Origin of the sequence: Aeromonas sp., from assembly GCF_050252055.1 — a bacterium.
GTDB classification, from domain to species: domain Bacteria; phylum Pseudomonadota; class Gammaproteobacteria; order Enterobacterales; family Aeromonadaceae; genus Aeromonas; species Aeromonas caviae.
In genome coordinates this window covers 97100-120821 of the sequence record NZ_JBFWLQ010000008.1, presented here as the reverse complement: position 1 = coordinate 120821, position 23722 = coordinate 97100, and the positions used below count along the sequence as shown (strand labels likewise).

General features: G+C 61.6%; 24 protein-coding genes. 15 read left to right on the top strand and 9 right to left on the bottom strand.

Annotated features, from left to right (window positions below; all coding sequences use genetic code 11):
• The first annotated feature begins 151 nt into the window (after positions 1 to 151).
• From AB7E19_RS15255 to deoD, 6 genes are all read left to right on the top strand, one after another.
• Positions 152 to 1426 carry a NupC/NupG family nucleoside CNT transporter gene (locus AB7E19_RS15255; protein ID WP_010673026.1) on the top strand — a complete coding sequence of 425 codons (1275 nt, stop codon included), beginning with the start codon at positions 152 to 154 and terminating at the stop codon, positions 1424 to 1426.
• Positions 1427 to 1549: 123 nt separating this feature from the next.
• Positions 1550 to 1720, top strand: coding sequence for a XapX domain-containing protein (locus AB7E19_RS15250; RefSeq protein WP_010673027.1), 171 nt, complete (start codon positions 1550 to 1552; stop codon positions 1718 to 1720).
• A gap of 387 nt (positions 1721 to 2107) precedes the next feature.
• A complete protein-coding gene (deoC, locus tag AB7E19_RS15245) occupies positions 2108 to 2881 on the top strand; it encodes a deoxyribose-phosphate aldolase (RefSeq protein WP_039039946.1) in 774 nt (257 codons plus the stop codon).
• Between the two features lie 82 nt (positions 2882 to 2963).
• On the top strand, positions 2964 to 4295 hold the full coding sequence (gene deoA / locus AB7E19_RS15240; protein ID WP_069652232.1) for a thymidine phosphorylase: 1332 nt from the start codon (positions 2964 to 2966) through the stop codon (positions 4293 to 4295).
• Positions 4296 to 4309: 14 nt separating this feature from the next.
• Positions 4310 to 5518 (top strand): phosphopentomutase, encoded by a 1209-nt coding sequence (locus tag AB7E19_RS15235; RefSeq protein WP_039039948.1) that lies wholly within the window; start codon positions 4310 to 4312, stop codon positions 5516 to 5518.
• Positions 5519 to 5651: 133 nt separating this feature from the next.
• The gene (deoD, locus tag AB7E19_RS15230; RefSeq protein WP_005341325.1) at positions 5652 to 6368 is read left to right on the top strand and encodes a purine-nucleoside phosphorylase; all 717 of its coding nucleotides are present in this window, start codon (positions 5652 to 5654) and stop codon (positions 6366 to 6368) included.
• Between the two features lie 64 nt (positions 6369 to 6432).
• On the opposite strand, the gene AB7E19_RS15225 is transcribed toward deoD, so the two are convergent.
• Positions 6433 to 8679, bottom strand: coding sequence for a PAS domain S-box protein (locus AB7E19_RS15225; RefSeq protein ID WP_322130916.1), 2247 nt, complete (start codon positions 8677 to 8679; stop codon positions 6433 to 6435).
• 65 nt (positions 8680 to 8744) lie between these two features.
• Complete coding sequence (locus tag AB7E19_RS15220; protein WP_010673032.1) at positions 8745 to 9353, bottom strand: AhpA/YtjB family protein; 609 nt, start codon at positions 9351 to 9353, stop codon at positions 8745 to 8747.
• Between the two features lie 193 nt (positions 9354 to 9546).
• Between AB7E19_RS15220 and serB the strand changes: the two genes are divergently transcribed.
• Both serB and AB7E19_RS15210 read left to right on the top strand, forming a co-directional pair.
• Positions 9547 to 10551 (top strand): phosphoserine phosphatase SerB, encoded by a 1005-nt coding sequence (gene serB / locus AB7E19_RS15215; protein ID WP_182976093.1) that lies wholly within the window; start codon positions 9547 to 9549, stop codon positions 10549 to 10551.
• Positions 10552 to 10579: 28 nt separating this feature from the next.
• Complete coding sequence (locus AB7E19_RS15210) at positions 10580 to 11485, top strand: alpha/beta hydrolase family protein (protein WP_069652230.1); 906 nt, start codon at positions 10580 to 10582, stop codon at positions 11483 to 11485.
• Between the two features lie 56 nt (positions 11486 to 11541).
• On the opposite strand, the gene AB7E19_RS15205 is transcribed toward AB7E19_RS15210, so the two are convergent.
• Positions 11542 to 13917 (bottom strand): PilZ domain-containing protein, encoded by a 2376-nt coding sequence (locus tag AB7E19_RS15205; protein ID WP_227263072.1) that lies wholly within the window; start codon positions 13915 to 13917, stop codon positions 11542 to 11544.
• 100 nt (positions 13918 to 14017) lie between these two features.
• Between AB7E19_RS15205 and radA the strand changes: the two genes are divergently transcribed.
• Positions 14018 to 15382 (top strand): DNA repair protein RadA, encoded by a 1365-nt coding sequence (gene radA / locus AB7E19_RS15200; RefSeq protein ID WP_010673036.1) that lies wholly within the window; start codon positions 14018 to 14020, stop codon positions 15380 to 15382.
• Positions 15383 to 15435: 53 nt separating this feature from the next.
• Here radA and AB7E19_RS15195 read toward each other — a convergent pair whose 3' ends face one another.
• Together AB7E19_RS15195 and rsd are read right to left on the bottom strand one after the other, a co-directional pair.
• Positions 15436 to 15822, bottom strand: coding sequence for a PilZ domain-containing protein (locus AB7E19_RS15195; RefSeq protein ID WP_029313755.1), 387 nt, complete (start codon positions 15820 to 15822; stop codon positions 15436 to 15438).
• A 102-nt stretch (positions 15823 to 15924) separates the two neighbouring features.
• Complete coding sequence (gene rsd, locus AB7E19_RS15190) at positions 15925 to 16407, bottom strand: sigma D regulator (protein WP_427935773.1); 483 nt, start codon at positions 16405 to 16407, stop codon at positions 15925 to 15927.
• Positions 16408 to 16745: 338 nt separating this feature from the next.
• Between rsd and hupA the strand changes: the two genes are divergently transcribed.
• The gene (gene hupA / locus AB7E19_RS15185) at positions 16746 to 17018 is read left to right on the top strand and encodes a nucleoid-associated protein HU-alpha (RefSeq protein WP_005305063.1); all 273 of its coding nucleotides are present in this window, start codon (positions 16746 to 16748) and stop codon (positions 17016 to 17018) included.
• A 113-nt stretch (positions 17019 to 17131) separates the two neighbouring features.
• On the top strand, positions 17132 to 17557 hold the full coding sequence (locus tag AB7E19_RS15180; protein WP_029313758.1) for a hypothetical protein: 426 nt from the start codon (positions 17132 to 17134) through the stop codon (positions 17555 to 17557).
• An 83-nt stretch (positions 17558 to 17640) separates the two neighbouring features.
• Here the strand turns inward: AB7E19_RS15180 and AB7E19_RS15175 are convergent, their stop codons facing one another.
• Positions 17641 to 17790 carry a hypothetical protein gene (locus tag AB7E19_RS15175; protein ID WP_080944170.1) on the bottom strand — a complete coding sequence of 50 codons (150 nt, stop codon included), beginning with the start codon at positions 17788 to 17790 and terminating at the stop codon, positions 17641 to 17643.
• A gap of 2 nt (positions 17791 to 17792) precedes the next feature.
• Complete coding sequence (gene dusA, locus AB7E19_RS15170) at positions 17793 to 18779, bottom strand: tRNA dihydrouridine(20/20a) synthase DusA (RefSeq protein WP_221436116.1); 987 nt, start codon at positions 18777 to 18779, stop codon at positions 17793 to 17795.
• A 136-nt stretch (positions 18780 to 18915) separates the two neighbouring features.
• Here dusA and zur point away from each other — a divergent pair, with 136 nt between their 5' ends.
• Genes zur through AB7E19_RS15155 form a run of 3 tightly spaced genes read left to right on the top strand, consistent with a single transcriptional unit; the run spans position 18916 to position 20058 of the window.
• On the top strand, positions 18916 to 19374 hold the full coding sequence (gene zur, locus AB7E19_RS15165) for a zinc uptake transcriptional repressor Zur (protein WP_042882157.1): 459 nt from the start codon (positions 18916 to 18918) through the stop codon (positions 19372 to 19374).
• A complete protein-coding gene (locus tag AB7E19_RS15160; RefSeq protein ID WP_010673043.1) occupies positions 19364 to 19825 on the top strand; it encodes a chemotaxis protein CheX in 462 nt (153 codons plus the stop codon). The genes zur and AB7E19_RS15160 overlap by 11 nt, the downstream gene beginning before the upstream one ends.
• 5 nt (positions 19826 to 19830) lie before the next feature.
• Complete coding sequence (locus AB7E19_RS15155; RefSeq protein WP_322130919.1) at positions 19831 to 20058, top strand: hypothetical protein; 228 nt, start codon at positions 19831 to 19833, stop codon at positions 20056 to 20058.
• Between the two features lie 90 nt (positions 20059 to 20148).
• On the opposite strand, the gene brnQ is transcribed toward AB7E19_RS15155, so the two are convergent.
• Entirely contained in the window at positions 20149 to 21411 is a 1263-nt protein-coding gene (brnQ, locus tag AB7E19_RS15150; protein WP_045523295.1) for a branched-chain amino acid transport system II carrier protein, read from the bottom strand.
• A 235-nt stretch (positions 21412 to 21646) separates the two neighbouring features.
• Positions 21647 to 22357 (bottom strand): tRNA1(Val) (adenine(37)-N6)-methyltransferase, encoded by a 711-nt coding sequence (locus AB7E19_RS15145; RefSeq protein ID WP_322130920.1) that lies wholly within the window; start codon positions 22355 to 22357, stop codon positions 21647 to 21649.
• A gap of 127 nt (positions 22358 to 22484) precedes the next feature.
• On the opposite strand from AB7E19_RS15145, the gene srmB reads away from it, so the two are divergent.
• Positions 22485 to 23705: an ATP-dependent RNA helicase SrmB gene (gene srmB / locus AB7E19_RS15140; RefSeq protein WP_041210934.1), complete on the top strand. Its 1221-nt coding sequence runs from the start codon at positions 22485 to 22487 to the stop codon at positions 23703 to 23705.
• Positions 23706 to 23722 lie beyond the last annotated feature (17 nt).

Genomic DNA, 23722 nt, shown 5'->3' with positions numbered 1-23722 from the left:
AACGATGTTCAGGCCGTTTGTGGCTTATAAAATGTGACCAGTATTCTATTTTGTCGCACCGTAATTAGTATAATGCGCACCCTTGATTAGCGGCTTCAATACACAAATCGTTAACAAGCTGGCAGGTGCTACTAAAGAGGAAGTGTTAATAATGAATCTGATAATGGGTCTGGTAGGGATGGCGACGCTCATCCTGATTGCGGTGCTGTTCTCCAGCAACCGCAAGGCAATCAAAATTCGTACCGTAGGTGGCGCCTTTGCCATCCAGGCCGGTCTGGGGGCCTTCGTGCTCTACGTACCGGTCGGTCGTGACATCCTGGTGGGCGTGTCCGACGCCGTCTCCAGCGTCATCGGTTATGGCCAGAACGGCATCGAATTCCTGTTCGGTGGTCTGGTTGGCAACAAGATGTTCGAAGTGTTCGGTGGCGGTGGCTTCGTCTTCGCCTTCCGCGTCCTGCCCGTCATCATCTTCTTCTCTTCCCTGATCGCGGTACTCTACTACCTCGGCATCATGCAGTGGGTGATCAAGCTGCTGGGCGGCGGTCTGCAGAAGGTGCTGGGCACCTCCCGTACCGAATCCCTCTCCGCCACTGCCAACATCTTCGTCGGTCAGACCGAAGCCCCGCTGGTGGTACGTCCCTTCATCTCCAAGATGACTGACTCCGAGCTGTTCGCCGTCATGTGTGGTGGTCTGGCTTCCGTTGCCGGCTCCGTGCTGGCCGGTTACGCCTCCATGGGCGTCAAGATGGAATACCTGATCGCCGCCTCCTTCATGGCTGCCCCGGGTGGTCTGCTGTTCGCCAAGTTGCTGGTACCGGAAACCGAGACCCCGAGCTACGACGAGAACACCGCAGAAGGTGAGCTGGACGACAAGCCAGCCAACGTGATCGACGCTGCCGCCGCCGGTGCCTCCGCCGGTCTGCAACTGGCCCTGAACGTGGGTGCCATGCTGCTGGCCTTCATCGGCCTCATCGCCATGATCAACGGCATCTTCTCCGGTGTGGGCGGCTGGTTCGGTTACCCGCAACTCTCCCTGGAGCTGCTGCTGGGCTGGCTGTTCTCCCCGCTGGCCTTCCTGATCGGTGTGCCCTGGAGCGAAGCGGTCGTGGCCGGTTCCTTCATCGGTCAGAAGCTGGTGGTCAACGAGTTCGTGGCTTACCTGAACTTTGCCCCCTACCTGAAGGATGAAGTGCTGATCAACGGTGTGGCCATGTCCGAGCACACCAAGGCGATCATCTCCTTCGCCCTGTGCGGCTTCGCCAACCTGTCCTCCGTCGCCATCCTGCTGGGTGGTCTGGGCTCCATGGCACCGAACCGTCGCGGCACCATCGCCAAGTTCGGTCTGAAGGCCGTGCTGGCAGGTTCCCTGTCCAACCTGATGTCTGCGACCATCGCAGGCTTCTTCCTGGCGCTGTCCGGCATGTAACATCGCCTGACTGACAGGATAAAGACGAACGCCACAGCGATTTGCTGTGGCGTTCTCGTTTGGGGTGGTGACAACCGTTTTCCTGTCAAGACTAATAATAAAGTGAGTCAAATCGGAGGTTCTATGAATGAAGTGCTACTGGCTATGGCGGCCGGCTTTATCGTTGGGGTGTTGTTTTCTTTCCTCAAGTTGCCGATACCGGCGCCGCCCGTCCTCTCCGGCGTCATGGGGATCGTGGGGGTCTATCTGGGGGGCATTGCCTACTCCTGGATCCTGACCCGCTTCTTCTCTTAAGCGCCTTCCAGCGCTGGATTTGCCGGGTGTGAGGTACCTCTGAAATTGGCAAATCCGGCTTGCAAACACGGGGTATCTCGGCTGAAATAGGCGATGCCAGCAGGGTGCTGGCATTGACTAATGCCCGGTGAATCCGGGTGTTGGCGGTCAAATGGAATTGATTGGGAAGTCGGGTCTGCGTAGTCGGCCTTTCTCAAGTCTTCATGGAACCAAGTCCGCACTTTTGTAAGAAAGTGACAGGGCTCTTGCCTTATTTGCAGCCGTATTGCCTGTGCATTTGCGCTGCAATTCCATATCCCGTTGCTCCGGGAACGTCTCTGCCGACCCTTGGTGTTCGGTGAAGCCGCTCGCGGGTGATGGGGCTTAACAAGACTTTGGAGACATAGCATGACTGATCTGAAAGTGGCCGCCCAACGCGCCCTGAACCTGATGGACCTGACCACCCTGAACGATGACGACACCGATCAGAAGGTGATCGACCTGTGCCACAAGGCCAAGTCTCCGGCCGGCCTGACCGCCGCCGTCTGCATCTACCCCCGTTTCATCCCCATCGCGCGCAAGACCCTGCGTGACATCGGCGCAGCCGACGTGCGCATCGCGACCGTGACCAACTTCCCCCACGGCAACGACGACATCGAGATCGCCGTGGCCGAGACCCGCGCCGCTGTCGCCTACGGTGCCGACGAGGTGGACGTGGTCTTCCCGTACCGCGCCTTCATGGCCGGCAATGAACAGGTCGGCTTCGATCTGGTCAAAGCATGTAAGGAAGCCTGCGGCGCCAAGGTACTGCTGAAAGTGATCATCGAGACCGGCGAGTTGAAGGAAGAGGCGCTGATCCGTCGCGCCTCCGAGATCTCCATCGACGCCGGTGCCGATTTCATCAAGACCTCCACCGGCAAGGTGCCGGTCAATGCGACCCCGGAAGCTGCCCGCATCATGATGGAAGTGATCAAGGCCAAGAACCCGAAAGTGGGCTTCAAGCCGGCCGGTGGCGTGAAAGACGCCGCCGTGGCGGGTCAGTACCTGGCCATGGCCGAAGAGATCCTGGGCAAGGACTGGGTATCCGCCCGCACCTTCCGCTTCGGCGCCTCCAGCCTGCTGGCCAGCCTGCTGGCGACCCTGGGGCATGGCGACAAGCCTGCCAATACCAGCGGTTACTAAGCGGTGGCAGGGGGCGGTGCGCCGCCCCCTTCCGGATCTGGTTCGGTCTGTGTTCGTGCGTGATGCACGGAGGGAATGAAAGATGTTTTTGCCTCAAGAAATTATTCGCAAGAAGCGCAACGGTGAAGCGCTCAGTACCCAAGAGATTCAATTCTTCGTCCAGGGCATAACCAACAACACCATCGGCGAGGGGCAAATTGCGGCCCTGGCGATGGCGGTCTACTTCAAGGACATGACCATGGATGAGCGGGTTGCCCTGACCTGCGCCATGCGCGACTCCGGCATGGTATTGACCTGGGATCACCTCAATCTGGGCGGCCCCATCGTCGACAAGCACTCCACCGGCGGCGTGGGTGACGTCGTCTCCCTGATGCTGGGCCCCATGGTCGCCGCCTGTGGCGGTTTCGTGCCCATGATCTCCGGCCGTGGTCTCGGCCATACCGGCGGTACCCTGGACAAGCTGGATGCCATCCCCGGCTACCAGACCTCGGTCGACAACGACCGCTTCCTGAAAGTGGTGAAAGAGGCGGGGGTCGCCATCATCGGCCAGACCGGCGATCTCGCCCCGGCCGACAAGCGTATCTATGCGGTACGGGACATCACCGCCACCGTTGAATCCATTGCCATGATCACCGGCTCCATCCTCTCCAAGAAGCTTGCCTCCGGGCTGGAAGCGCTGGTGATGGACGTGAAGGTGGGTTCCGGCGCCTTCATGCCGACCTTTGAAGCCTCTGAAGAGCTTGCCAAGAGCATTGTGGCCGTGGCCAACGGTGCCGGCTGCCGCACCTCTGCGCTCTTGACCGACATGAACCAGGTGCTGGCCTCCAGCGCCGGCAACGCCGTGGAAGTGCGCGAAGCTGTGCGCTACCTGACCGGTGAGTATCGCAACCCGCGCATTCATGAAGTGACCATGGCCCTGTGCGCCGAGATGCTGATCTCCGCCGGTCTTGCCAGCGATGACGGCGATGCCCGCACCAGGTTGCAGGCGGTGCTGGACAACGGCAAGGCAGCCGAGATCTTCGGCCGCATGGTGACCGGCCTCGGTGGTCCCGCCGACTTCATGGAGCGCTACGACGCCTACCTGCCCAAAGCCGCCATCGTGCGCCCCGTCTACGCGGCCCACAGCGGATTCGTCACCGCGATGGATACCCGTGAACTGGGTCTGGCCGTGGTCGCCATGGGGGGCGGTCGCCGCGCCGCCGCCGACAAACTCGATTATGCCGTCGGTCTGACCGACTTTATCCGCCTGGGTCAGAGCGTCGATGCTGACAAGCCGCTCGCCCTGATCCACGCTCAGACAGAAGCTCAATTTGCCGAGGCTGCCCGCATGGTGCAGGCTGCCGTGAAGATCGGCGACACCCGACCAGAGGCGCTGCCCGAGGTTTACCGTCGCATCGGTCTGGCTGATTTGTAACAAGGGGAAGTCCCATGAAACGTACCTTTATTCTGATGATGGACTCTTTCGGTATTGGTGCTGCCGCCGATGCCGACAAGTTCGGCGACGTGGGGGCCAATACCCTTGGCCATATCGCCAAGGCGTGCGCCGCCGGTGAGATCGAGGGCCGTGGCGCTCTCAACCTGCCAAACCTCAGCAAGCTGGGTCTGGGCCACGCGGGCGAACTCGCCAGCGGCACCTTCCCGGCCGGACTGAACAAGGATGTCGAGGTGATCGGTGCCTACGGCTTTGCCCAGGAGCTCTCCTCCGGCAAGGACACCCCGTCCGGTCACTGGGAGATTGCCGGCGTGCCCGTCTTGTTCGAGTGGGGTTATTTCCACGACCATCACAACAGCTTCCCGCAGGAGCTGCTGGATGCCATCGTCGAGAAGGCCGGTCTGCCCGGGTATCTGGGCAACTGCCACGCCTCCGGCACCCAGGTGCTGGACGATCTGGGCGAAGAGCACATGCGCACCGGCAAGCCGATCCTCTACACCTCTGCCGACTCCGTGTTCCAGATCGCCTGCCACGAAGAGACCTATGGCCTCGAGAAGCTCTATGAGCTGTGCCACATCGTGCGCGAGCTGCTGGAGCCCTACAACATCGGCCGCGTCATCGCGCGTCCGTTCGTGGGCAGCGGCAAGGGCAACTTCAAGCGCACCGGCAACCGCCACGACTACTCCGTGCTGCCGCCGGCGCCGACCGTGCTGGACTACATGAAGGAAGCGGGTGGCCAGGTGGTCTCCATCGGAAAGATCGCCGACATCTATGCCCAGCAGGGCATCACCAAGCAGGTGAAGGGGACCGGTCTGACCGAGCTGTGGGACAGGACTCTGGAAGAGGTGAAAGCGGCCGGTGACCAGACAATCGTCTTCACCAACTTCGTGGACTTTGACTCCTCCTACGGTCACCGCCGTGACGTCAAGGGCTACGCCGATGCGCTGGAGTACTTCGACTCCCGCCTGCCGGAGCTGTTCGACCTGCTGCAGGATGGCGACGTGGTGGTGCTGACCGCCGACCACGGCTGTGACCCGACCTGGAGCGGTACCGACCACACCCGCGAATACATTCCGGTACTGTTCTACGGCAAGCCGGTCAAGGCGGGCTCCGTCGGTCGTCGCGAGACCTTCGCCGACATCGGCCAGAGCATCGCGGCCTACCACGGCCTGCCCAAGCTGCAATACGGTACCAGCTTCCTGTGATGGTGACCCCGGGCCGGTTCGCCTGCCCGGGGTGCCACAGGGCCCCGGTTTCCTGTAATGTACCGCCGCCGCGCAGGCAGCGGACAATCCATAAAGACAATAAAACTCAACCTAGTGTGAAGGAATAAAGAGAATGGCAACTCCTCATATCAATGCGAAAGATGGCGCCTTTGCTGATACCGTGCTGATGCCGGGCGACCCCCTGCGTGCCAAGTACATCGCCGAAACCTTCCTGGAGAACGTCGAGCAGGTGTGCGACGTGCGCAACATGTTCGGTTTCACCGGCACCTACAAGGGTCGTCGCATCTCCGTCATGGGTCACGGCATGGGCATCCCGTCCTGCTCCATCTACGCAAAAGAGCTGATCACCGACTACGGCGTGAAGACCCTGATCCGCGTGGGCTCCTGCGGTGCCGTGCGTGAAGACGTGAAACTGCGTGACGTGGTGATCGGCATGGGTGCCTGCACCGACTCCAAAGTGAACCGTCTGCGCTTCAAGGACCACGACTTCGCCGCCATCGCCGACTTCGATCTGGTGGCCAATGCCGTTCAGGCTGCCAAGAACAAGGGCGTGGCCGTGCGCGTGGGCAACATCTTCTCCGCTGATCTGTTCTACACCCCCGACCCCTCCATGTTCGACGTCATGGAAAAATACGGCATCCTGGGTGTCGAGATGGAAGCCGCCGGTATCTATGGCGTGGCCGCCGAGTACGGTGCCAAGGCGCTGACCATCTGCACCGTCTCCGACCATATCCGTACTGGTGAGCAGACCACCTCCGAAGAGCGTCAGCTGACCTTCAACGACATGATCGAAATCGCGCTGGACTCCGTCCTGCTGGGTGACAACTGATCCCCCTCGCGCATAAAAAAACGGCGGCCCTCGGGCCGCCGTTTTGCATTTTTGCGAAGCACGGTCAGAGATCGAGGGCGAAGCGCCCCTTGCCCGACTGCTTGGCCTGGTACATGGCGGCATCGGCCCGGTGCAGCAGATCATCGATGTTACAATACTGGCCCGAGTGGCAGAGGGCGCCCCCTATGCTGCCGGCAAGGGGCAGCCGATGACCGGCCACGTCTCCAGGAACCGCCATGGCCGCCAGCAGCCGCTCGCACAGGGCGGGCAGCTCCTGCGCCGGTTGGCGCAAGGCGGGCAGTATGATGGTGAACTCGTCGCCGGCCAGGCGCGCCACCATGTCCCCCGGGCGCACCTCGGCACTCAGCACCAGGGCGAAGCGTTGCAACAGAGCATCGCCGACGTGGTGTCCCAGCCTGTCGTTGATCCCCTTGAAGCCGTCGAGATCGAGGAACAGCAGGCCCAGGGGTTCGGCATTCTGACGCACCCGCTCCAGCTCCCGGGAGAGGCGCAGTGTGAAGGCGCGCCGGTTGGGCAGGCCGGTGAGGGGGTCGTGAGCCGCCTCGTGTTCCAGCTGGCTTTGCAGCGCCTTGAACTCGGTGATGTCGCTGCCGAGGATGTAGACCCCGGGCTCGTCGCCCCGGCTCGGGATCATGGTGATCCTGAGGTCGCGTCGGCCTATGGGGAGATCGAAACGGTGCTCGAAACTCACCTGCTCACCGGCGAGGGCCTTTGCCACATAGGCCATGGCCCTGCCGTGGGCCTCCTCGCCGATGACGTCCCGCACGCTCATTTCCCGCATCTGTTCGGTATCGAGCCCGAAGTAGCGGCAATAGGCTTGGTTGGCGAACAGGTAACGCCCCTCGGGCGACACCATGCTGATGGTGACCGGCAGGCCATCGGTGATGGCCCGCAGTCGGGCACGGCCACGCTCGATCTCCGCGAGCACCTGGCGGCGGGCCGTGATGTCGTGCAAAAACAGGGCGATGCGCACCTTGCCGTCGAACTGGTAACGCTCGGCAATCACCTCGACCGGGATGTGCCGGCCTGTGCGGGTGATGATGTCGCACTCCAGCCGCCGTGGCGGACTCTGCGGGTTGCCTGACAGGCTCAGCAGGGGATGCTCGGCGCCGAGTAGCCCGAAGAGGGGACGGCCCAGCATCTCGTCGGCGTGCCAGCCGAGCAGGGTAGTGGAGGCCGGGTTCCAGCCTGTGATGATGAAATCGGCATCGAGCTCGAGGAAGGCATTGCTGGTGTGCTCCAGCATGTGCTGCAAGCGGTGCTGCTCCTGCCACAGCTGCTGCTGCATGGCGCCGCGCTCGCGCATCTCCTGATGCAGCTGTTCCACCGTGCGGGAAAGCTCCCGGGTCCGTGACTGCACCTGCTGCTCGAGCCCTTGCTGCAGCCGCACGAGTTCGGCCTCGGCCTGTTTGCGCTCGGTGAGGTCGGCAAACACGGCGATCATGTGGGGAGCCATGGTGCGGCTCTGGCAGAGGGTCACGCTGAGCTGGACCCAGCACTGGGTGCCATCGGCCCGGATCATCCGCTTCTCCAGCCGGTAATCCTGCCGTTGCCCCGCGATCAGGGCATCGAACAGGGGCTGCTCCCGTTGCAGATCTTCGGGATGGGTCATGGCGAGCCAGGTCCGGCTCAGCATCTCGTGCTCGCTGTAACCGAGCAGCCGCTCCAGCCCCGGGTTGGCTCTCAGCCATTTCCCCTCGAGGGAGGAGAGGGCCATGCCCACCGACGACTGGTTGAAGGTGAGGGTGAAGAGATGCTCCTTGTCTTCCAGCACCTGGTTGAGGGTGCGCACCTGGTGGCGTCGCTCCAGATCGTGCAGGGTGTTCTCCACCAGGCGGCCGAAGTCGTCGAGATCCCGGCAGGCATCTTCGTCGAGATGGCGCGGCACATGGTCCACCAGGCAGAGGGTGCCGAGCACCACGCCATCGAGGGCGCGCAGGGGTCGGCCGGCGTAGAAGACCACGCCGGGATCATCGGTCACCAGCGGATTGTCGGCAAAGCGGAGATCCCGTCTGGCATCCGGCACCTGCATGATGTCGGGGCGCAAAATGGCATGACCGCAGAAGGAGTGTTCCCGGTTGATCTCGCACATATCGACCCCGGTGCGGGCGAGAAACCACTGCCTGTTCACGTCGGTCAGGGAGACCATGGCGATGGGGAGTGCGAAATGCCGGGTGATGAGCCGGGTGAGGCGATCAAGCTGATCGATGGGCTCGTGGTCGAGCAGGCCGAGGATGCGCAGTCGTTCCAGTCGACTGTGTTCATCCCGCGGCAAGGGGGGGGCAATCATGTGGCTCTCCTGCCAGTGATCTTGCCAGTGTTATATACAAGCCGGAGGATGTGATCCACTCCCGCTTATTGCGGAGCGGCGGGTTTGCTCTGTTTCTTGTGCTTGCGCACCCGCATGTAGTTGCGACGCACCCCGTAGGAGATGAGCAGGCCGGCCAGCAGCATCACCAGCAGCATCAGGCGCTGTTTCTCCTGGTTGACCTTGAGATGGGTATCCTGTGCGGCCAGCAGTTTCTGCTCTTCCAGGGTGATCCTCAGATAGCCCAGGGTCAGGTTTCCGTCCTGGATCTCCTGGACGAATTGGATGCGCCCCTTGCCCTGCTCCGGCAGGGATTTGTTGTCGCTGCCGATGGGCAGCAGGCTGTCCAGCGGCAGGGCGTTGTCCGACTGGGCGAGGGGAATGCCGCGGGCGTCATAGAGGGTGACGTCCAGAATGTCAGGCTCGGCGGCCAGATCCTGCGCCAGTCTCTCCAGCTCGCTCTCCTTGTCCTCCTTGATCCAGCGGCGCATGTCCCGGGCGGCATAGGCGACCAGCGCCTGTGCCCTGTCCCGTGCCGCCGCGTGCAGGGCGGCCTGGCTCTCTCCCTGCATGTGGATGAGCAGCACCAGCACCCAGAGACCGAGCAGGACTCCCGCCGCCAGACTGACAACACGTTTGATGGGAAGATGACGCACAGAACCGGGCCTCTGGTAATGGATGAGCGGGGCTGGCTGGTGCCCCGGTGCCGCGAAGCGGGAAACAGGGTGGTCTGTTTCCATGTCTGCCCGCACCGCAGGCGGGATCTTGGCGCTTGCCTGTACAAAAAGCAATACGCTACTCTGGGCCCGCATGATGAACCCCATGATTTCCAAGGAAGGCGTCTCTCTTATGTTGTTGTCCCAACTTCCCCGCTCCCTGCACGACTGGTCCGGGGCCCTGAGCTGTGCCCCCTGCTGGCAGCTCACCAACGAAGCCCTGCTGCCCGCGGCCAACGCCCACGACAGCGCCTGGATTGTCCTGTTTGGCAAGGGGCTGGAGGCCGGTCATCTGGCCCGCCTGGCCCAGCAGCTGGATGCCCTGGGGCTTGAGTCAAGCCTCTATCCCGCAGGGGAGCAGGCCGGTATTCCGCTGCTGCTGCTTGGCACCAACCGCTTTTCCCCCGAGCTGGTGCAGGCGCTCAAAGCCCAGGAGTGGGACATCGACCTGTGTCATCTGGCCGCCCTGCCTACCCTGAGTGAGCCGGGTCTGCTGGTGATGGACATGGATTCCACCGCGATCAGGATAGAGTGCATCGACGAAATCGCGCGGCTGGCCGGGGTCGGTGAGCAAGTGGCGGCCGTTACCGCGGCAGCCATGCAGGGCAAGCTGGAGTTTGCCGACAGTCTGCGTGCCCGGGTGGCGCTGCTGGAAGGGGCGCCGGTCACCATCCTCGACGAGGTGGCGGCCGACATGCCCTGGATGCCGGGCCTGCCACTCATGGTCGATACCCTCAAGCAGGCTGGCTGGAAGGTGGCGATCGCCTCCGGTGGCTTCACCCGCTTTGCCGGCGAGTTGCAGCGTGCTCTGGGTCTGGATGCCATTTTCGCCAACGAGCTGGCGGTGGAAGGGGGCCTGCTGACCGGCAAGGTGAGCGGCCCCATCGTCGATGCCGCCGCCAAGGCCGAGGCGCTGCAACAGCTGGCCTCGGAGTACGGGGTGGTTGCATCCCAGACGGTCGCGGTCGGCGATGGTGCCAACGATCTCAAGATGATGGGGGTGGCGGGGCTTGGCATTGCCATTCATGCCAAACCCCTGGTTCGTGCCCAGGCGGCGGCGACCCTCAATCACCACGATCTGGAAGGGGTGCTCTGCCTGCTCGGCGCCCTGGCTTGTCGCGACCGACGCTGGTGCTGATCCCGCTCAAGGAGGAGCCGATCACGAGATGGAACTGTTACAGCAATCCCTGTTTGTCCCCTGCGGTGAGCATCGACTTCATGTGCGCCATATCCAGCCCGGTGTCGCGGTGCATGCCGACCCCATCCTGATGGTGCACGGGGCCATCGAGAACGGCCGCATCTTCTACACCGAATCGGGCAAGGGGCTGGCCTGCTTTCTGGCTCGCCACGGGTATCAGGTCTATGTGGCGGATCTGCGTGGTCGGGGTCTGAGCACACCGACCATCGCCGAGCGGGCCGGCCACGGTCAGCATGAGCTGATCACCGAGGATCTGCCCGCCCTGCAGCGCTGGGTATCGACCCGCCATGCCGGTGCCCGGGTGCACTGGATGGCCCACTCCTGGGGCGGCGTCATCATGGCCTCGACCCTGGTGCGCTTCCCCGAGCTGGCGGAGCAGGTTGCCAGCCTGGTGTTCTTCGGCACCAAGCGGGGGGTCTCGGTGCAGAACCCGGAGCGCTGGTTGAAGGTGGATCTGATCTGGAACCGGCTTGCCCCCTGGCTGGCGCGCCGCCGGGGATTTCTGGCCGCCCGCCGGTTGAAGATAGGGGCCGATGATGAGCCCCTGCGCTACCTGCAGGAGACCATCCCCTGGGTCAAGTGCGGGCCCTGGTTGGACCCCTTTGACGGTTTCGCCTATGACGAGGCGGCGAGCCGGGTCAACTGGCCCCCGCTCTGGATGATCTCCGCCAAGGCGGACAAGGTACTTGGCCACCCCGTCGACGTGCGCCGCTTCAGCGACGAGATGGGCTCGGCCGCCCGCCACACCCGCCTTGGGCGGGACAACGGCAATCGGCTCGATTACGACCACATCAACATGCTGACGGCGCCCCAGGCACAGGAGGATCACTTCCCCGACATCCTCGCCTGGCTGCGCAACCCCCAGGCTGCCTGATAGACAAAAAACGGGCACTTGCGTGCCCGTTTTTTGTTGTCTCCGGGCCCTGCTGGCTAGCGGGGCCCGGATGGTATGCCAAGGCGGAACAGGGTCGCCTCGGTGGTATCGGTCAGTTCACCCACGCCCACGACACTCCAGAGTTCCTCTTCCAGCTTCTTGGCCTTGTGAATGGCGAACTTGGCGATGTAGTCCAGTTCACCCGCGATGAAGCTGGTGTCCGGGCGGCCGGTGCGCGAAATACCCACCAGTACTGAATAGAACTCTCCCTGTTGCCGGGCCAGCTCGATGAAGCGGCGCTTTTGATCCGGTGAGCTGAAGCTGCTGGCCAGGTGGCTGCGAAACAGGGGTGTTCCCCCCTGGGAGTGGAGGGCGGCGATGTAGACCTCCTCCTCTTCCGGCTTGTCTTCCCGCTCGATGGCGCGCAGGGGATTGAGCAGCAGGGCCTTGAGCAGTGCCCCCTGGAACAGGGGATACAGGTTCAACTGCTGATCCTGCTCGGCACAGATGCGCAGCAGACGGGAAAGGCTGCGTGGCTGTGGCGAGAGGCCGGCCGCGGCCAGTTTCGGGGCGGCCTTGAGCTTGTTCACATAGACGGGGGTGTTGAACAGGTGGTGGGTGTAGAGGTTGCGCAGCGCCCTGGCCATGCCGCGATAGCGATTGAACTCCCGGGTGGTCTTGAGCTTGTTCTGGTTGCTTTCGATAAGCAGGCTGAAGAACTGGTGGCCGGTATGGCGCTCGGCCGTCCCCTCGATGCACAGATGCAGCACGGTTCTGCTCAGGTTGAGGCTGACCAGCCGATAGGGCAGGCGTTGCAGGTCCATGTTCCTGGCGAGCTCCTGCAAACGGGGCAGAGCCACCGTGATGATGTCTCCCTTCTCCCCGTCGAACGGTTCCTCCAGCTCGATTTGCATGCCGTGGGCCGAGATGTCTCGGGTCCAGCCGACCCAGGATCGCTCCTTGTGATGCAAGACGATGGCCGTCTTGTGCATGTAGCGCGCCTCCTTGCGCAGTTGCACATAGTGCAGCGTCTCTATCTCGAAGGGGGCGGCATGGATGTCATGGCCAAAGCGCTGCAAGGCGTTGGCGTTGAGCGGATCCTGACCCGTCTCTCGCTGGAACTCGTCGCGCTGGTTGTCCAGGTTTATCTCCTGCAGCATGCCCACGTATCCGAGCTGGGCCAGGCGCTCGCGCAGCAGCCTGTCCTGCAACTGGCTCGCCCCGCCCTGGGGGTTGTCGAGGTCGGCCTCCCGCAGGGTGCAGGCTTCCATGCTGAACTTGTACACCCGCCAGCTGGGGCGGCGGGCGCCGATCTGGAAGAAGAGCGCGGCCAGTCCGCTTTGTTCCAGCTCCTCCCGGGTCGCGGAGAAGAAGTAGAGGTGGCTGCGTACCGCATGGGTAAAGCTGTAGATCAGCGTCTCGCGCAGCCCCTCTTTGCCTGGGAGCAACGAGGGCATGCGGGCCGCAGTGAAGAGGCTGGCGAGCATGTCGCGGTTCTTGGCGTCGCGCCAGTATTCGAGAATGTGCTGGTTGTTCTCGGTGCGCAGGGCGATCTCGAGGGCGGGGACGCTGCCCTTGCCGAAATAGAGGGGCATGCCGGTCATGCGCGGCAGATAGAACTGCTCATACCCCTTGATGACGGCGGCGGAGAGCAGGTAGTCGACGCTGACGCGATAGCGGCTGCGGTTGCGCTCGATGAAGTCGCGCAGGAACTCGTCGAACACCGGATGCTCGCCGTTCTTGAGCAGCCTTAGCCAGAATTTGTCCTCTTTTCTCTCCTCCCCCAGGATCTGGTAGCTGACCGGGTCACGCAGCAGGGGATGGGGATGATCGCGTTCCAGTCCGGTGAAAAAGACAGCTATCAGGTCGCCTGTCTGGTAGTCGGGCAGATAGGGCACGGATACCCGGATGCCGCCGAGGGAGATGTCGGAGCTCTTGGCGAGGATTTTCTCGCCGTTGGCGAGTTGGAGCACCATGGGCGAGCTGAAGTGCATGCGCTCTTCCTGTCGCCCGTAATGGCTGGCGAAGGGGATGGCGCTGACATCGAACGGACGAAACGGGCTGATGGGCAGTGCCAGATTGTCGCTGCGCCCCTGGTTGAGCTTGTACCAGGCTTGCAGCGCCTCGTAGACCCCCAGGGTGTAGCTGTCCCGGTAGAGGTAGCACTGGGATTGAAACAGCTCGATGGCCTCGGCGGGCATGAAGTGGGTCACCCCGTCGAACTCATGCACCTGACAGAGGGCGCCCAGCTCGTTGCGCATGTCGATGACGCGCCGACAGGGGGTGCACTTGCGTTTGAGTTCCATCTTCAGCAGGAACCGACTGTTGGTATTTTCGTTCTGGGTCAGACGGTTGAAGATTTCGTCGAAGTCCTTTTCCCGGAGCAGGGGGACAAGTTGTTCTATCAGATGTAGTGGTTGTTCTGAATCCATGTATTCCTGCCGCGGAAAGTCACTTTTCCGATTCTGGGTTTGATCTGCCGGTCGCAAACAAGTATATCAAGCAGGAATTCATCCTGTCCCCGAGTTATCCATGGCCAAAAACAAAACCGCCTATGTTTGTTCCGAATGTGGAGCCGACTTCACCCGCTGGCAAGGTCAGTGCAGCGAGTGCAAGGAGTGGAACACCATCACCGAGGTGCGACTGGGGGTGACGACACCCGGCAAGAGTGCTCGCTATACCGGTTATGCGGGCGCCGTCGGCAGCCAGGTGCAGACCTTGGCGGAGATCGCCACCACGGAGATCCCCCGTTTCAGCTCGGGCTTCAAGGAGCTGGACCGCGTACTCGGTGGCGGCGTGGTCCCCGGTTCGGCCATTCTCATCGGCGGCAACCCCGGGGCCGGCAAGTCGACCCTGTTGCTGCAGACCATGTGCGGCCTGGCGCAGCGCATGAAGACCCTCTATGTGACCGGTGAGGAGTCACTGCAACAGGTGGCGATGCGGGCCGGTCGGCTGGGTCTGCCCACGGACAAGCTGCGCATGTTGTCCGAGACCAGCGTCGAGCAGATCTGTCTCATCGCCCAGCAGGAGCAGCCTCAGATCATGGTAATCGACTCCATCCAGGTGATGCACGTGGCGGATGTGCAGTCCGCGCCGGGTTCCGTCTCCCAGGTGCGGGAGTCGGCGGCGCTGCTGACACGCTATGCCAAGCAGAATCATGTGGCCATCTTCATGGTGGGCCACGTCACCAAGGACGGCACCTTGGCGGGCCCCAAGGTGCTGGAGCACTGCATCGACTGCTCCGTGCTGCTGGATGGCGGGCACGACTCGCGTTTTCGCACCCTGCGCTCCCACAAGAACCGCTTCGGTGCGGTCAACGAACTGGGGGTCTTCGCCATGACCGGGCAGGGAATGAAGGAGGTGAGCAACCCTTCCGCGATTTTCCTCAGCCGCGGGGAGGAGCAGGCTCCGGGCTCCATCGTCATGGTGATCTGGGAAGGCACGCGCCCCCTGCTGGTGGAGTTGCAGGCGCTGGTGGATTACTCCCAGCTCTCCAATCCGCGCCGGGTGGCGGTGGGGATGGACCACAACCGTCTCGCCATGCTGCTGGCGGTGCTGCATCGTCACGGCGGGTTGCAGATGGCGGATCAGGATGTGTTCATCAACGTGGTGGGTGGCGTCAAAGTCGAGGAGACCAGCGCGGATCTGGCGCTGCTGCTGGCCATGGTGTCGAGCTTCCGGGATCAGGCCCTGCCCAAGGATCTGGTGGTCTTTGGCGAAGTGGGGCTCTCTGGCGAGATACGGCCCGTACCCTCGGGTCAGGAGCGACTGCAGGAGGCGGCCAAGCACGGCTTCCGCCGAGCCATCGTCCCGCATGCCAATGCGCCCAAACATCCCATCGAGGGGATGGAGGTGGTGCCGGTGAAGAAACTCTCCGATGCCCTCGAGGCCCTGTAACCAACCATGAAAAAGGAGCATATGGACGCTCCTTTGTTTTTCTGCCCGCCCGCTCAGGATTCGGGGGGGACGTGGTCTCGGTGCTCTTGCAGCAACTGCTCCAGCTCGCGATGGAGCAGTTGTTCCTCTCCGATGTTCAGCTCGATCATCCGCTTGAGGTGAGTGGCGCTGTCGATGTCGATGTGGTGGCAGTAAAACCCCAGCTTCTTGCTGGCTTCGTGGGTCAGCTCGACCTGCATCTTGATCTCGATGTCGCTGCCCCCGAGCACGAAGCAGATTTCGTACTCCTTGTCCTCGCTGGCGACCCAATCCTCGGGTCTGAGCAGCAGGGCTCCCTGCAGGGAGACATCGACCAGCTGGGTGCGCCACTGGTGTTCACCCTGGGTGAGCTTGGCGGCGGTCAAATAGAAAATCCGAGTAAAGTGGCGGCGCTCGGCCATGGTCGTCTCCGGTCTGCGTGCGAGCAAGATGCTCATCCTTCATGTTGCAGAGTGTAATCCAGCTGGCACGCCAGGATATTGAACTGGCTCCGATATTGAATATCAGACCTGCTGATGGCTGAGGGATTCCACCACCTGCAGCGCCTTGACCAGCCGATCCTCCTGTTTGAACCTGTCCTCCAGCACGGGGCCGAGCTGGTTCAGATCCTCGTCCAGTTGCAGCAACTGGGCTTCGTCGGCGTTGCTGTACTTGTCGTTGAACTCCAGCGCGAATTCGGTACAGGCACGGATATGGGGGTAGATGCGCTTGGCCAGCTCCAGTTTGTCCCCGCTGGCTTGCTCAAAGGCGGTGACGACATGGTTGTAGATCTCGAAATGGCCTGCGCTGACGTAATCGACCAGTTGTTCGCAAAAACGTTGCAGTTCGACGTGACCTGGGAGGGTGCGTTGCTTGCACTTGGCGGGCATGAGGCCTGCCAGTCGCATGTACTCGACCAGCAACGCCTGTCTGGCATCCAGCCAGTCATCTATTGATCTGTGCTTGCCTGCCAGTGCGCGCTTGGTTTTTTCCAGTTCAGTTAACATAGTCCCTCCATGGGCATGGCATGCGGCACTCGCGTCGCACGCCTCCGGTCATTCTCATCGACTGACGACACTCCTATAACTAGGGAAAATCCAGTTGACCGTCAATAGGAGTGTAGGGATATTGTTACATCAGGCGGGGATTTGCATGCCTCTCCCCACCGGTACTTCGCATCCTGTCGCCCATCCAGGGGACAAGGGGGCGATATATGTGACTATTTCCGCAGATCTTGATGAAAACCCCAGCATTCAAGCCAATCCGGCTGATAAAGCCTTTGCCTGAGTGTTTTTTTTTGAATAGAGTGGCCCGGTGCTAAATGCCCGATCATAAAGGAAATGTTATGAACAAAGCTCAACTTGTCGATGCAATTGCCGCCAAAGCAGACCTGAGCAAAGCTCAGGCCAAAGTCGCTCTGGAAGAGATCATCAATGGTATTACCCAGAGCCTGAAAGAGGGCGATGCCGTTCAGTTGGTGGGTTTTGGTACCTTCAAGGTCAACCATCGCGCGGGCCGTACCGGTCGCAACCCGCAAACCGGTAAAGAGATCCAGATTGCAGCCGCCAATGTGCCGTCCTTCGTGGCTGGCAAGGCGCTGAAAGACGCCGTCAAATAAGATCGTCTTGTAATCAAATGAAACCCGGCTTGTGCCGGGTTTTTTCTTGCCATCTTCGTCAAAATTTGTTTCAGATACACTCAGAATATGGCATGCGCTGTAGCGAGGTGGATATGGAACAGAAAAATGCCATTCGGCAGGTAGCCGTCCCCTGGGCACCCTCTCGTCAACTCCCTCCCGGCCTGGTCGTGGCCGAACTGCATCAGGATATCTGGAGCGACACCCTGACCGTCATGCTGGGGCGTGCTCGCAGCATCGATCTGCCTCCGTTGCCCCTGTGCCGGGTGAGTTTTCGCCACATCTTCGCAGTGCGGGTGATGGAGGATTGCGATCTGGCGGAGGGGCGTGACAGCCACGTCATCGAGGAGCAGATCCAGCTCATCACCCCGTCCCGTTTCGCCAGCTGGTTCCATCAGGAATCCGATGGACTGCACCTGGATGAAGATTTGCAGCACTACCGCATCTCGACCTGGGATTACTGCGCCGATGTGCTGACCTCTTCTCCCCCTGAACTCCAGTTCATGGTTCAGGAAGAGTAAGCCAGACTGTCGGGTCACCTCCGTGGTGACAAAAAAGCCGGCGCAGGGGCGCCGGCTTTTTCTTGTTCGGGAGCGTGGGGCGCTTAGCCCAGGATCTGGTCCCGGTGCAGCCCCAGCACGATCAGCAGCCCGATGAAATAGAAGGCGCTGAGCTTGATGCCGAGAATGGTGAGCAGGCCGGCGCACAGACGCACCAGGGCCTTGTGCAGCCAGGATCCGGTGAAGCGGTACATGATCACTCCACCGCGTCGGCCGGCGCGAACTCCGGCACCTTGGCCATGGCGTCCAGCACCACTTGAATGTCGGCCCCCGGCTTGCAGGCATTCTCGCTCAGATGGCGACGCCAGGCGCGCGCCCCCTGCATGTTCTGGAACAACCCCAGCATGTGGCGGGTCATGTGGGAGAGGTAGTTTCCCTTGGCCAGCTCCTGTTCGATGTAGGGCAGCATCATCCGCACCACCTCGTGGCGGCTTGGCACGGCACGGTTCTCGCCGAACACCAGATTGTCCACCTGGGCCAGAATGTAGGGATTCTGGTAGGCTTCGCGGCCCATCATGACCCCGTCGAGGTGCTGCAGATGTTCAAGAGTCTGTTCCAGACTGGTCACTCCGCCGTTGATGGCAATGGTCAGATCCGGGTAATCCTGCTTGACCTGGTAGACGCGAGGATAATCGAGGGGTGGGATCTCGCGGTTCTCTTTCGGGCTCAGGCCGCTCAGCCAGGCCTTGCGGGCGTGGACGATGAAGGTATCGCAACCGGCGTCCCGTACCTGCTCGATGAAGGCCTGCAAGAACTCGTAGGAGTCTTGCTCGTCGATGCCGATACGGGTCTTCACGGTGACCGGAATGTCGACTACGTCGCGCATTGCCTTGACGCAATCAGCCACCAGCGCGGGTTCGCCCATGAGGCAGGCGCCGAAGCGGCCGTTTTGCACCCGATCGGAAGGGCAGCCGACGTTGAGGTTGACCTCGTCATAGCCGCGCTCCTCGGCGAGCCTGGCGCAGCGGGCCAGGTCTGCCGGGTTGCTGCCACCCAGTTGCAGGGCGAGAGGGTGTTCCTGCTCGCTGTAGCCCAGATAGTCGCCCTTGCCGTGGATGATGGCGCCCGTGGTCACCATCTCGGTATAGAGCAGGGTCTGGCGGGTCATCAGACGGTGGAAATAACGGCAATGCCGATCGGTCCAGTCCAGCATGGGGGCGATGGAAAAGCGCTGCGCCTGCATAAAAATCATCCGGGTTGGCCAAACAAGGGGCGGGATTCTATCACAACGTGAGACAGCCCCAGAAAATGAATTTTGTCGCCGCGCACTGGGGGCCCTGTGATAGTATCCGGCTAATTGACAGGGTATCTGCGTGAACATGAATCAAGACCAACTTCTACAACGAGCGGAACGCCTCTGCGAGCAGCGCGGGATCCGTTTCACCCCGACACGGCGCCAGGTGCTCCGGCTGCTTGCCGCCCACGGCAATGCCATCAGTGCCTATGATTTGCTGGCCCAGTTGCAGCAGACAGAGGCTCATGCCAAACCGCCTACCGTCTATCGGGCGCTCGACTTCCTGCTCGAACAGGGCTTTGCCCACAAGGTGGAGTCGCTCAATGCCTTCATCTTCTGCTGCCACTTCGACCATGCCCACCCGATGCAACTGCTGATCTGCGATCGTTGCGGTGAGGTTGTGGAGCTGCACGATCCCGCAATCGACGGCGCCTTTTCCGAGCAGGCTCATCAGCATGGTTTTACTATTACCAACAAGACCATAGAAGCCCATGGTCAATGTGCCCGCTGTTCCGTTACCGTAGGAAGTCAAGATGAAGGCTGATTTTGTAAACCCGTTCCTGCTCTCCCTGCTCAACGTGCTCTCCACCATGGCACAGCTGGAACTCAAACCGGGCGCGCCCAAGCGTAAGACGGACGAGCTGGCTCGGGGAGATGTCTCCGGCCTGATTGGCATGGTGGGTCCGCAGACCCGGGGTTCCCTCTCCATCAGCTTCGAGAAGGGGCTGGCATTGGAGATCATGCGTCGCATGCTGGGGGAGGCGCCGGCCACCATCAACGAGGAAGTGACCGACATGGTGGGCGAGATCACCAACATGGTGACGGGCGGCGCCAAACGCATGCTGGGGGAGAAGGGCTATGAGTTCGACATGGCGACCCCGGTCATCGTCTCCGGTCCCAATCACACCATCACTCACCGGGCCGACGGCGCCAAGATCATGATGCCGTTCGAATCGGAGTATGGCCGTGCCACCATCGAGATCTGCTTCGAGTAATCGCCATGTGGAAGATGCTGAAATGGAGTGTCATCGGTGGGGTGGTGCTGCTTATCCTGTCGGATATCGAGATCAGCACCTCTCTCTACAAGTACGAAGACAACCGCGTGGAGATCAACTTCCCGCGCTGGCAGGCTGACCAGCCCTGGGGCACCCTGCGCTGGCATGCGGGCCGGTTTGAGCATCACTGGTATGGTCTTGTAGGCAAACCCAAGCCAGCAACCGTCCTCTGAAGAGCGCTCTCCACAACGGATGAACCAGATTGCACCAACAAAAAAGAGGCCAGCGAATGCTGGCCTCTTTTATTTGGTCAAGATCTGTTATCAGGCCGCTTCTGCAGCCAGCTTGCCATTGCCACGCACCATGACACCGAGGCCACAGGCCAGCAGGGTCGGCAGCAACCAGGCCAGGCCCTTGTCAAACAGCGGCAGGAAGGCGAACGCATCCATCTTCATGCCGGCGGCGCCCAGGCCGTCCAGGCAGCCGAACAGGAAGGCGACCAGCAGCACGGAGCGGAACACCAGGCGGGGGCGACCGAAGTAACCCTTCAGGAAGGTGACCAGTACCAGCGCCACGGCAACCGGGTAGATGGCGACCAGCACAGGAATGGAGAGGCTGATGAGCTGGCTCAGGCCCACGTTGGCCACGATGCCGCAGATGACACCCAGCAGCACGACCAGCTTCTTGTAGCTCATGCCGGTCAGGTTGTGGAAGAAGTCGGAGCAGGCGGAGATGAGGCCGACGGCCGTGGTGAAGCAGGCCAGGGTGATGATGGCAGCCAGGATGAACTGACCCGGTTGGCCGAACAGACTCAGCACGTAGGCGTTGACGATGGCACCGCCGTTGCTCACGTCTGTGGCGACGCCGGCAGCGGTGTTGCCCAGCTGGAACAGGGAGACATAGACCACGGAGAGACCGATGGCGGAGATGATGCCCGCGATGGCCAGGTACTTGAACTGGCTCTGGTAGTCATGGATGCCTTTCTGGCGCAGCAGGTCGACGATCAGGGCACCGAACATCAGGGACGCCAGGGTGTCCATGGTGTTGTAGCCTTCCAGAATGCCCTTCACGAAGGGGGTGCTCTGGTAGTCACCGGATGCGGCAGGCATGCTTCCTTGCGGTGCGACGAAGACACCGATGGCCAGAGTCAGCAGCAGCAGCATCAGCAGCGGGGTCAGGTACTTGCCGATGGCATCCATCAGCTTGCCCTGGTTGAGGGAGACCAGGATGGCCACGCCGAAGAACAGTACTGTGTAGGCAGCCAGACCGGATGGTCCCATGTCGCCAAGGAAGGGCTTGAGGCCCATCTCGTAGGCCACCAGGCCGGTACGGGGGGCGGCGAAGGCCGGGCCGATGATGATGTAGATGGCGACGGCCAGTGCGGTGGCCACGCCGGCCGGCAGCAGCTTGGTCATGCCGGCCCAGCCGTTGCCAGCCTTGGCGACGGCGATGATGGTGATGAGGGGCAGGCCCACGGCGGTGACCAGGAAGCCCAGCATGGCCAGGGAGAGGTGCTCACCCGCCATGAAGCCGGCCAGGGGCGGGAAGATGATGTTGCCTGCGCCCAGATAGAACGCAAAGGTCATGAAGCCCAATCCGAGTACATCGGACAATGTGAGTGATTTCGTCAAGTTCAACCTCGTCTGTCTTGTAAACTATTGCTTGTTATAGTTTTTTATTTGTCAGTGACCGGCACTTTCCGGGGGTAAAAAAAAGCGCCCCGCTGGTTTTTTCATCGCGACCAGTGGTTTGAACTGGTCTTGAGCGGGCGCTCATTTAGCAGTCAGCATAATGATGTGAAAAAATAGTTCAAGGCAAAATTTACATCTTCAAATAGAAGGGGCTGGCTAGTTGGATATATCTGTCGGAATAGCCTCCCGTGGCAGAATGGATCACAATTTCACCCCTCTCACACTTGTTTAATCCTCTGCCAAGCAGCAATAAAACACGATTTGCCTCTTTCCCCTCTCTGGTAGTAACAGCCAGATAACAACGCTCATACAGATCATAACTCGACGAAATGCATAAAATTTCATCCGCCATCGCCGTGGGCAGCACCAGGGCCAGTTGCCCGGTACGGCTCAGCAGGCGATCGCTGGCGGCCAGCAATCCCCTTGGGTCGAGCCCCCCGGTATGACGGGCCAGAGCCCTGGCCGGATCGCGAAGTGTCTGGCCTGCCGGGAAATAGGGCGGGTTGGAGACGATGAGATCGTAAGGGGGGGCGAGGTGATCCTGAATGGCGCTCTCTATGATGGTGACCCGCTCACGCCAGGGGGAGGCCGTCACATTCTCATGGGCCTGCATGGCTGCATCCTTATCCAGCTCCACCCCGTCTATGTGGCAGTCGTTCGTGCTGCGCTGGGCCAGCATCAGGGCGATGAGGCCGCTGCCGGTGCCGATGTCCAGCACCCGGCGGGCGCTGTCGACCGGCGCCCAGGCTCCCAGCAGAATGCCGTCCGTACCGACCTTCATGGCGCAGCGGTCGTGATCGATGTGAAATTGCTTGAACGTGAAACCGTTGTTGCGCCCCATTCGGCCCTCCTCCTGTGCCTGCCCGCGGAAAATGGCCGGCGATTATAGCGGCTAAGCCACAGTCACCATAGGAGCCGGCGGCATAATCGCCTATAATCTGCCGCTTCCTTAATGACCGAGTATTGCCATGAGCCAGTCCTTTGATGATTTCGACCTGAATCCAGCCCTCAGTCGGGCCTTGGCCGAGATGGGATTCACCCGCCCCACCACCATCCAGCAGATGGTGCTGGAGCCAGCCCTGGACGGCCGCGATATTCTGGCTTCTGCGCCGACCGGAACCGGCAAGACCGCCGCCTTCCTGCTGCCCGCGATGCAGCACCTGCTGGACTTCCCGCGTCGCAAGCCGGGTCCGTGCCGCATGCTGATCCTGACTCCGACCCGCGAGCTCGCGCTGCAGGTGAGTGCTCACGCCAAGGCCCTGGCGGTGCACACCCATCTCAGCATCGAGACCATCATCGGTGGCGTCAGCCATGAAGAGCAGCTGCCTGCCCTGACCAAGACCACCGACATCGTGGTGGCCACCCCGGGCCGTCTGCTCGAGTACATCGAGAAAGAGGAGTTCGAGAGCCACGACATTGAGGTGCTGGTGCTGGATGAAGCGGACCGGATGCTGGACATGGGCTTCATCAAGGACGTGAACCGCATCGTGGAAGAGGCGCGCTACCGCAAGCACACCATGCTCTTCTCCGCCACCCTGGAAGGGGCCGGCCTCGAGAAGTTTGCGAGCGAGATCCTCAAAGACCCGGTTGAGCTGCACGCCGAGCCGCCCCGCAGCGAGCGCCGCCCCATCACCCAGTGGATCCACCTGGCCGATGATGCCGCCCACAAGCTGGCTCTGCTGGTGCACATCCTGAAAAACCCGGAAACCCAGAAGGCCATCATCTTCGTCAAGACCCGTGAGCGACTGGCGGAGCTTTCCGGCCAGTTGCAGGCGGCAGGCGTGCCCTGCGCCTGGATCCGTGGCGAGATGGAGCAGGCCAAGCGCATCGAGTCTATCCGCAAGTTCCACGAAGGGGAGGTGCCCTTCCTCATCGCCACCGACGTGGCCGCCCGCGGCATCGACCTGCCGAACGTCAGCCATGTCATCAACTACGACATGCCCTACGGCGCGGATGTCTATGTGCACCGCATCGGTCGTACCGGTCGTGCCGGCAACCGTGGCTGCGCCATCAGCCTGGTGGAAGCTCACGACATGGCCATGGTCGCCAAGATCGAGCGCTACACCGAGGAGCGCCTCAAGCGCCGGGTGATCGATGAGCTGCGCCCCAGACACAAGGAAGCGCGGGTGCCGGTGAAGAAGAAAAAGCCGAAGGATGCCAAGAAGTCGGCAAAGAAGAAAAAGAAGTAATGCCCCCGAGCACAGTT

What these genes read in the sequence shown, in the direction of transcription:
- AB7E19_RS15255 (WP_010673026.1), top strand. Translation starts at nt 152, where the DNA reads ATGAATCTGATAATGGGTCTGGTAGGGATGGCGACGCTCATCCTGATT.
- AB7E19_RS15250 (WP_010673027.1), top strand. Translation starts at nt 1,550, where the DNA reads ATGAATGAAGTGCTACTGGCTATGGCGGCCGGCTTTATCGTTGGGGTG.
- deoC (WP_039039946.1), top strand. Translation starts at nt 2,108, where the DNA reads ATGACTGATCTGAAAGTGGCCGCCCAACGCGCCCTGAACCTGATGGAC.
- deoA (WP_069652232.1), top strand. Translation starts at nt 2,964, where the DNA reads ATGTTTTTGCCTCAAGAAATTATTCGCAAGAAGCGCAACGGTGAAGCG.
- AB7E19_RS15235 (WP_039039948.1), top strand. Translation starts at nt 4,310, where the DNA reads ATGAAACGTACCTTTATTCTGATGATGGACTCTTTCGGTATTGGTGCT.
- deoD (WP_005341325.1), top strand. Translation starts at nt 5,652, where the DNA reads ATGGCAACTCCTCATATCAATGCGAAAGATGGCGCCTTTGCTGATACC.
- AB7E19_RS15225 (WP_322130916.1), bottom strand. Translation starts at nt 8,679, where the DNA reads ATGATTGCCCCCCCCTTGCCGCGGGATGAACACAGTCGACTGGAACGA.
- serB (WP_182976093.1), top strand. Translation starts at nt 9,547, where the DNA reads ATGTTGTTGTCCCAACTTCCCCGCTCCCTGCACGACTGGTCCGGGGCC.
- AB7E19_RS15210 (WP_069652230.1), top strand. Translation starts at nt 10,580, where the DNA reads ATGGAACTGTTACAGCAATCCCTGTTTGTCCCCTGCGGTGAGCATCGA.
- AB7E19_RS15205 (WP_227263072.1), bottom strand. Translation starts at nt 13,917, where the DNA reads ATGGATTCAGAACAACCACTACATCTGATAGAACAACTTGTCCCCCTG.
- radA (WP_010673036.1), top strand. Translation starts at nt 14,018, where the DNA reads ATGGCCAAAAACAAAACCGCCTATGTTTGTTCCGAATGTGGAGCCGAC.
- AB7E19_RS15195 (WP_029313755.1), bottom strand. Translation starts at nt 15,822, where the DNA reads ATGGCCGAGCGCCGCCACTTTACTCGGATTTTCTATTTGACCGCCGCC.
- rsd (WP_427935773.1), bottom strand. Translation starts at nt 16,407, where the DNA reads ATGTTAACTGAACTGGAAAAAACCAAGCGCGCACTGGCAGGCAAGCAC.
- hupA (WP_005305063.1), top strand. Translation starts at nt 16,746, where the DNA reads ATGAACAAAGCTCAACTTGTCGATGCAATTGCCGCCAAAGCAGACCTG.
- AB7E19_RS15180 (WP_029313758.1), top strand. Translation starts at nt 17,132, where the DNA reads ATGGAACAGAAAAATGCCATTCGGCAGGTAGCCGTCCCCTGGGCACCC.
- AB7E19_RS15175 (WP_080944170.1), bottom strand. Translation starts at nt 17,790, where the DNA reads ATGTACCGCTTCACCGGATCCTGGCTGCACAAGGCCCTGGTGCGTCTG.
- dusA (WP_221436116.1), bottom strand. Translation starts at nt 18,779, where the DNA reads ATGCAGGCGCAGCGCTTTTCCATCGCCCCCATGCTGGACTGGACCGAT.
- zur (WP_042882157.1), top strand. Translation starts at nt 18,916, where the DNA reads ATGAATCAAGACCAACTTCTACAACGAGCGGAACGCCTCTGCGAGCAG.
- AB7E19_RS15160 (WP_010673043.1), top strand. Translation starts at nt 19,364, where the DNA reads ATGAAGGCTGATTTTGTAAACCCGTTCCTGCTCTCCCTGCTCAACGTG.
- AB7E19_RS15155 (WP_322130919.1), top strand. Translation starts at nt 19,831, where the DNA reads ATGTGGAAGATGCTGAAATGGAGTGTCATCGGTGGGGTGGTGCTGCTT.
- brnQ (WP_045523295.1), bottom strand. Translation starts at nt 21,411, where the DNA reads ATGACCTTTGCGTTCTATCTGGGCGCAGGCAACATCATCTTCCCGCCC.
- AB7E19_RS15145 (WP_322130920.1), bottom strand. Translation starts at nt 22,357, where the DNA reads ATGGGGCGCAACAACGGTTTCACGTTCAAGCAATTTCACATCGATCAC.
- srmB (WP_041210934.1), top strand. Translation starts at nt 22,485, where the DNA reads ATGAGCCAGTCCTTTGATGATTTCGACCTGAATCCAGCCCTCAGTCGG.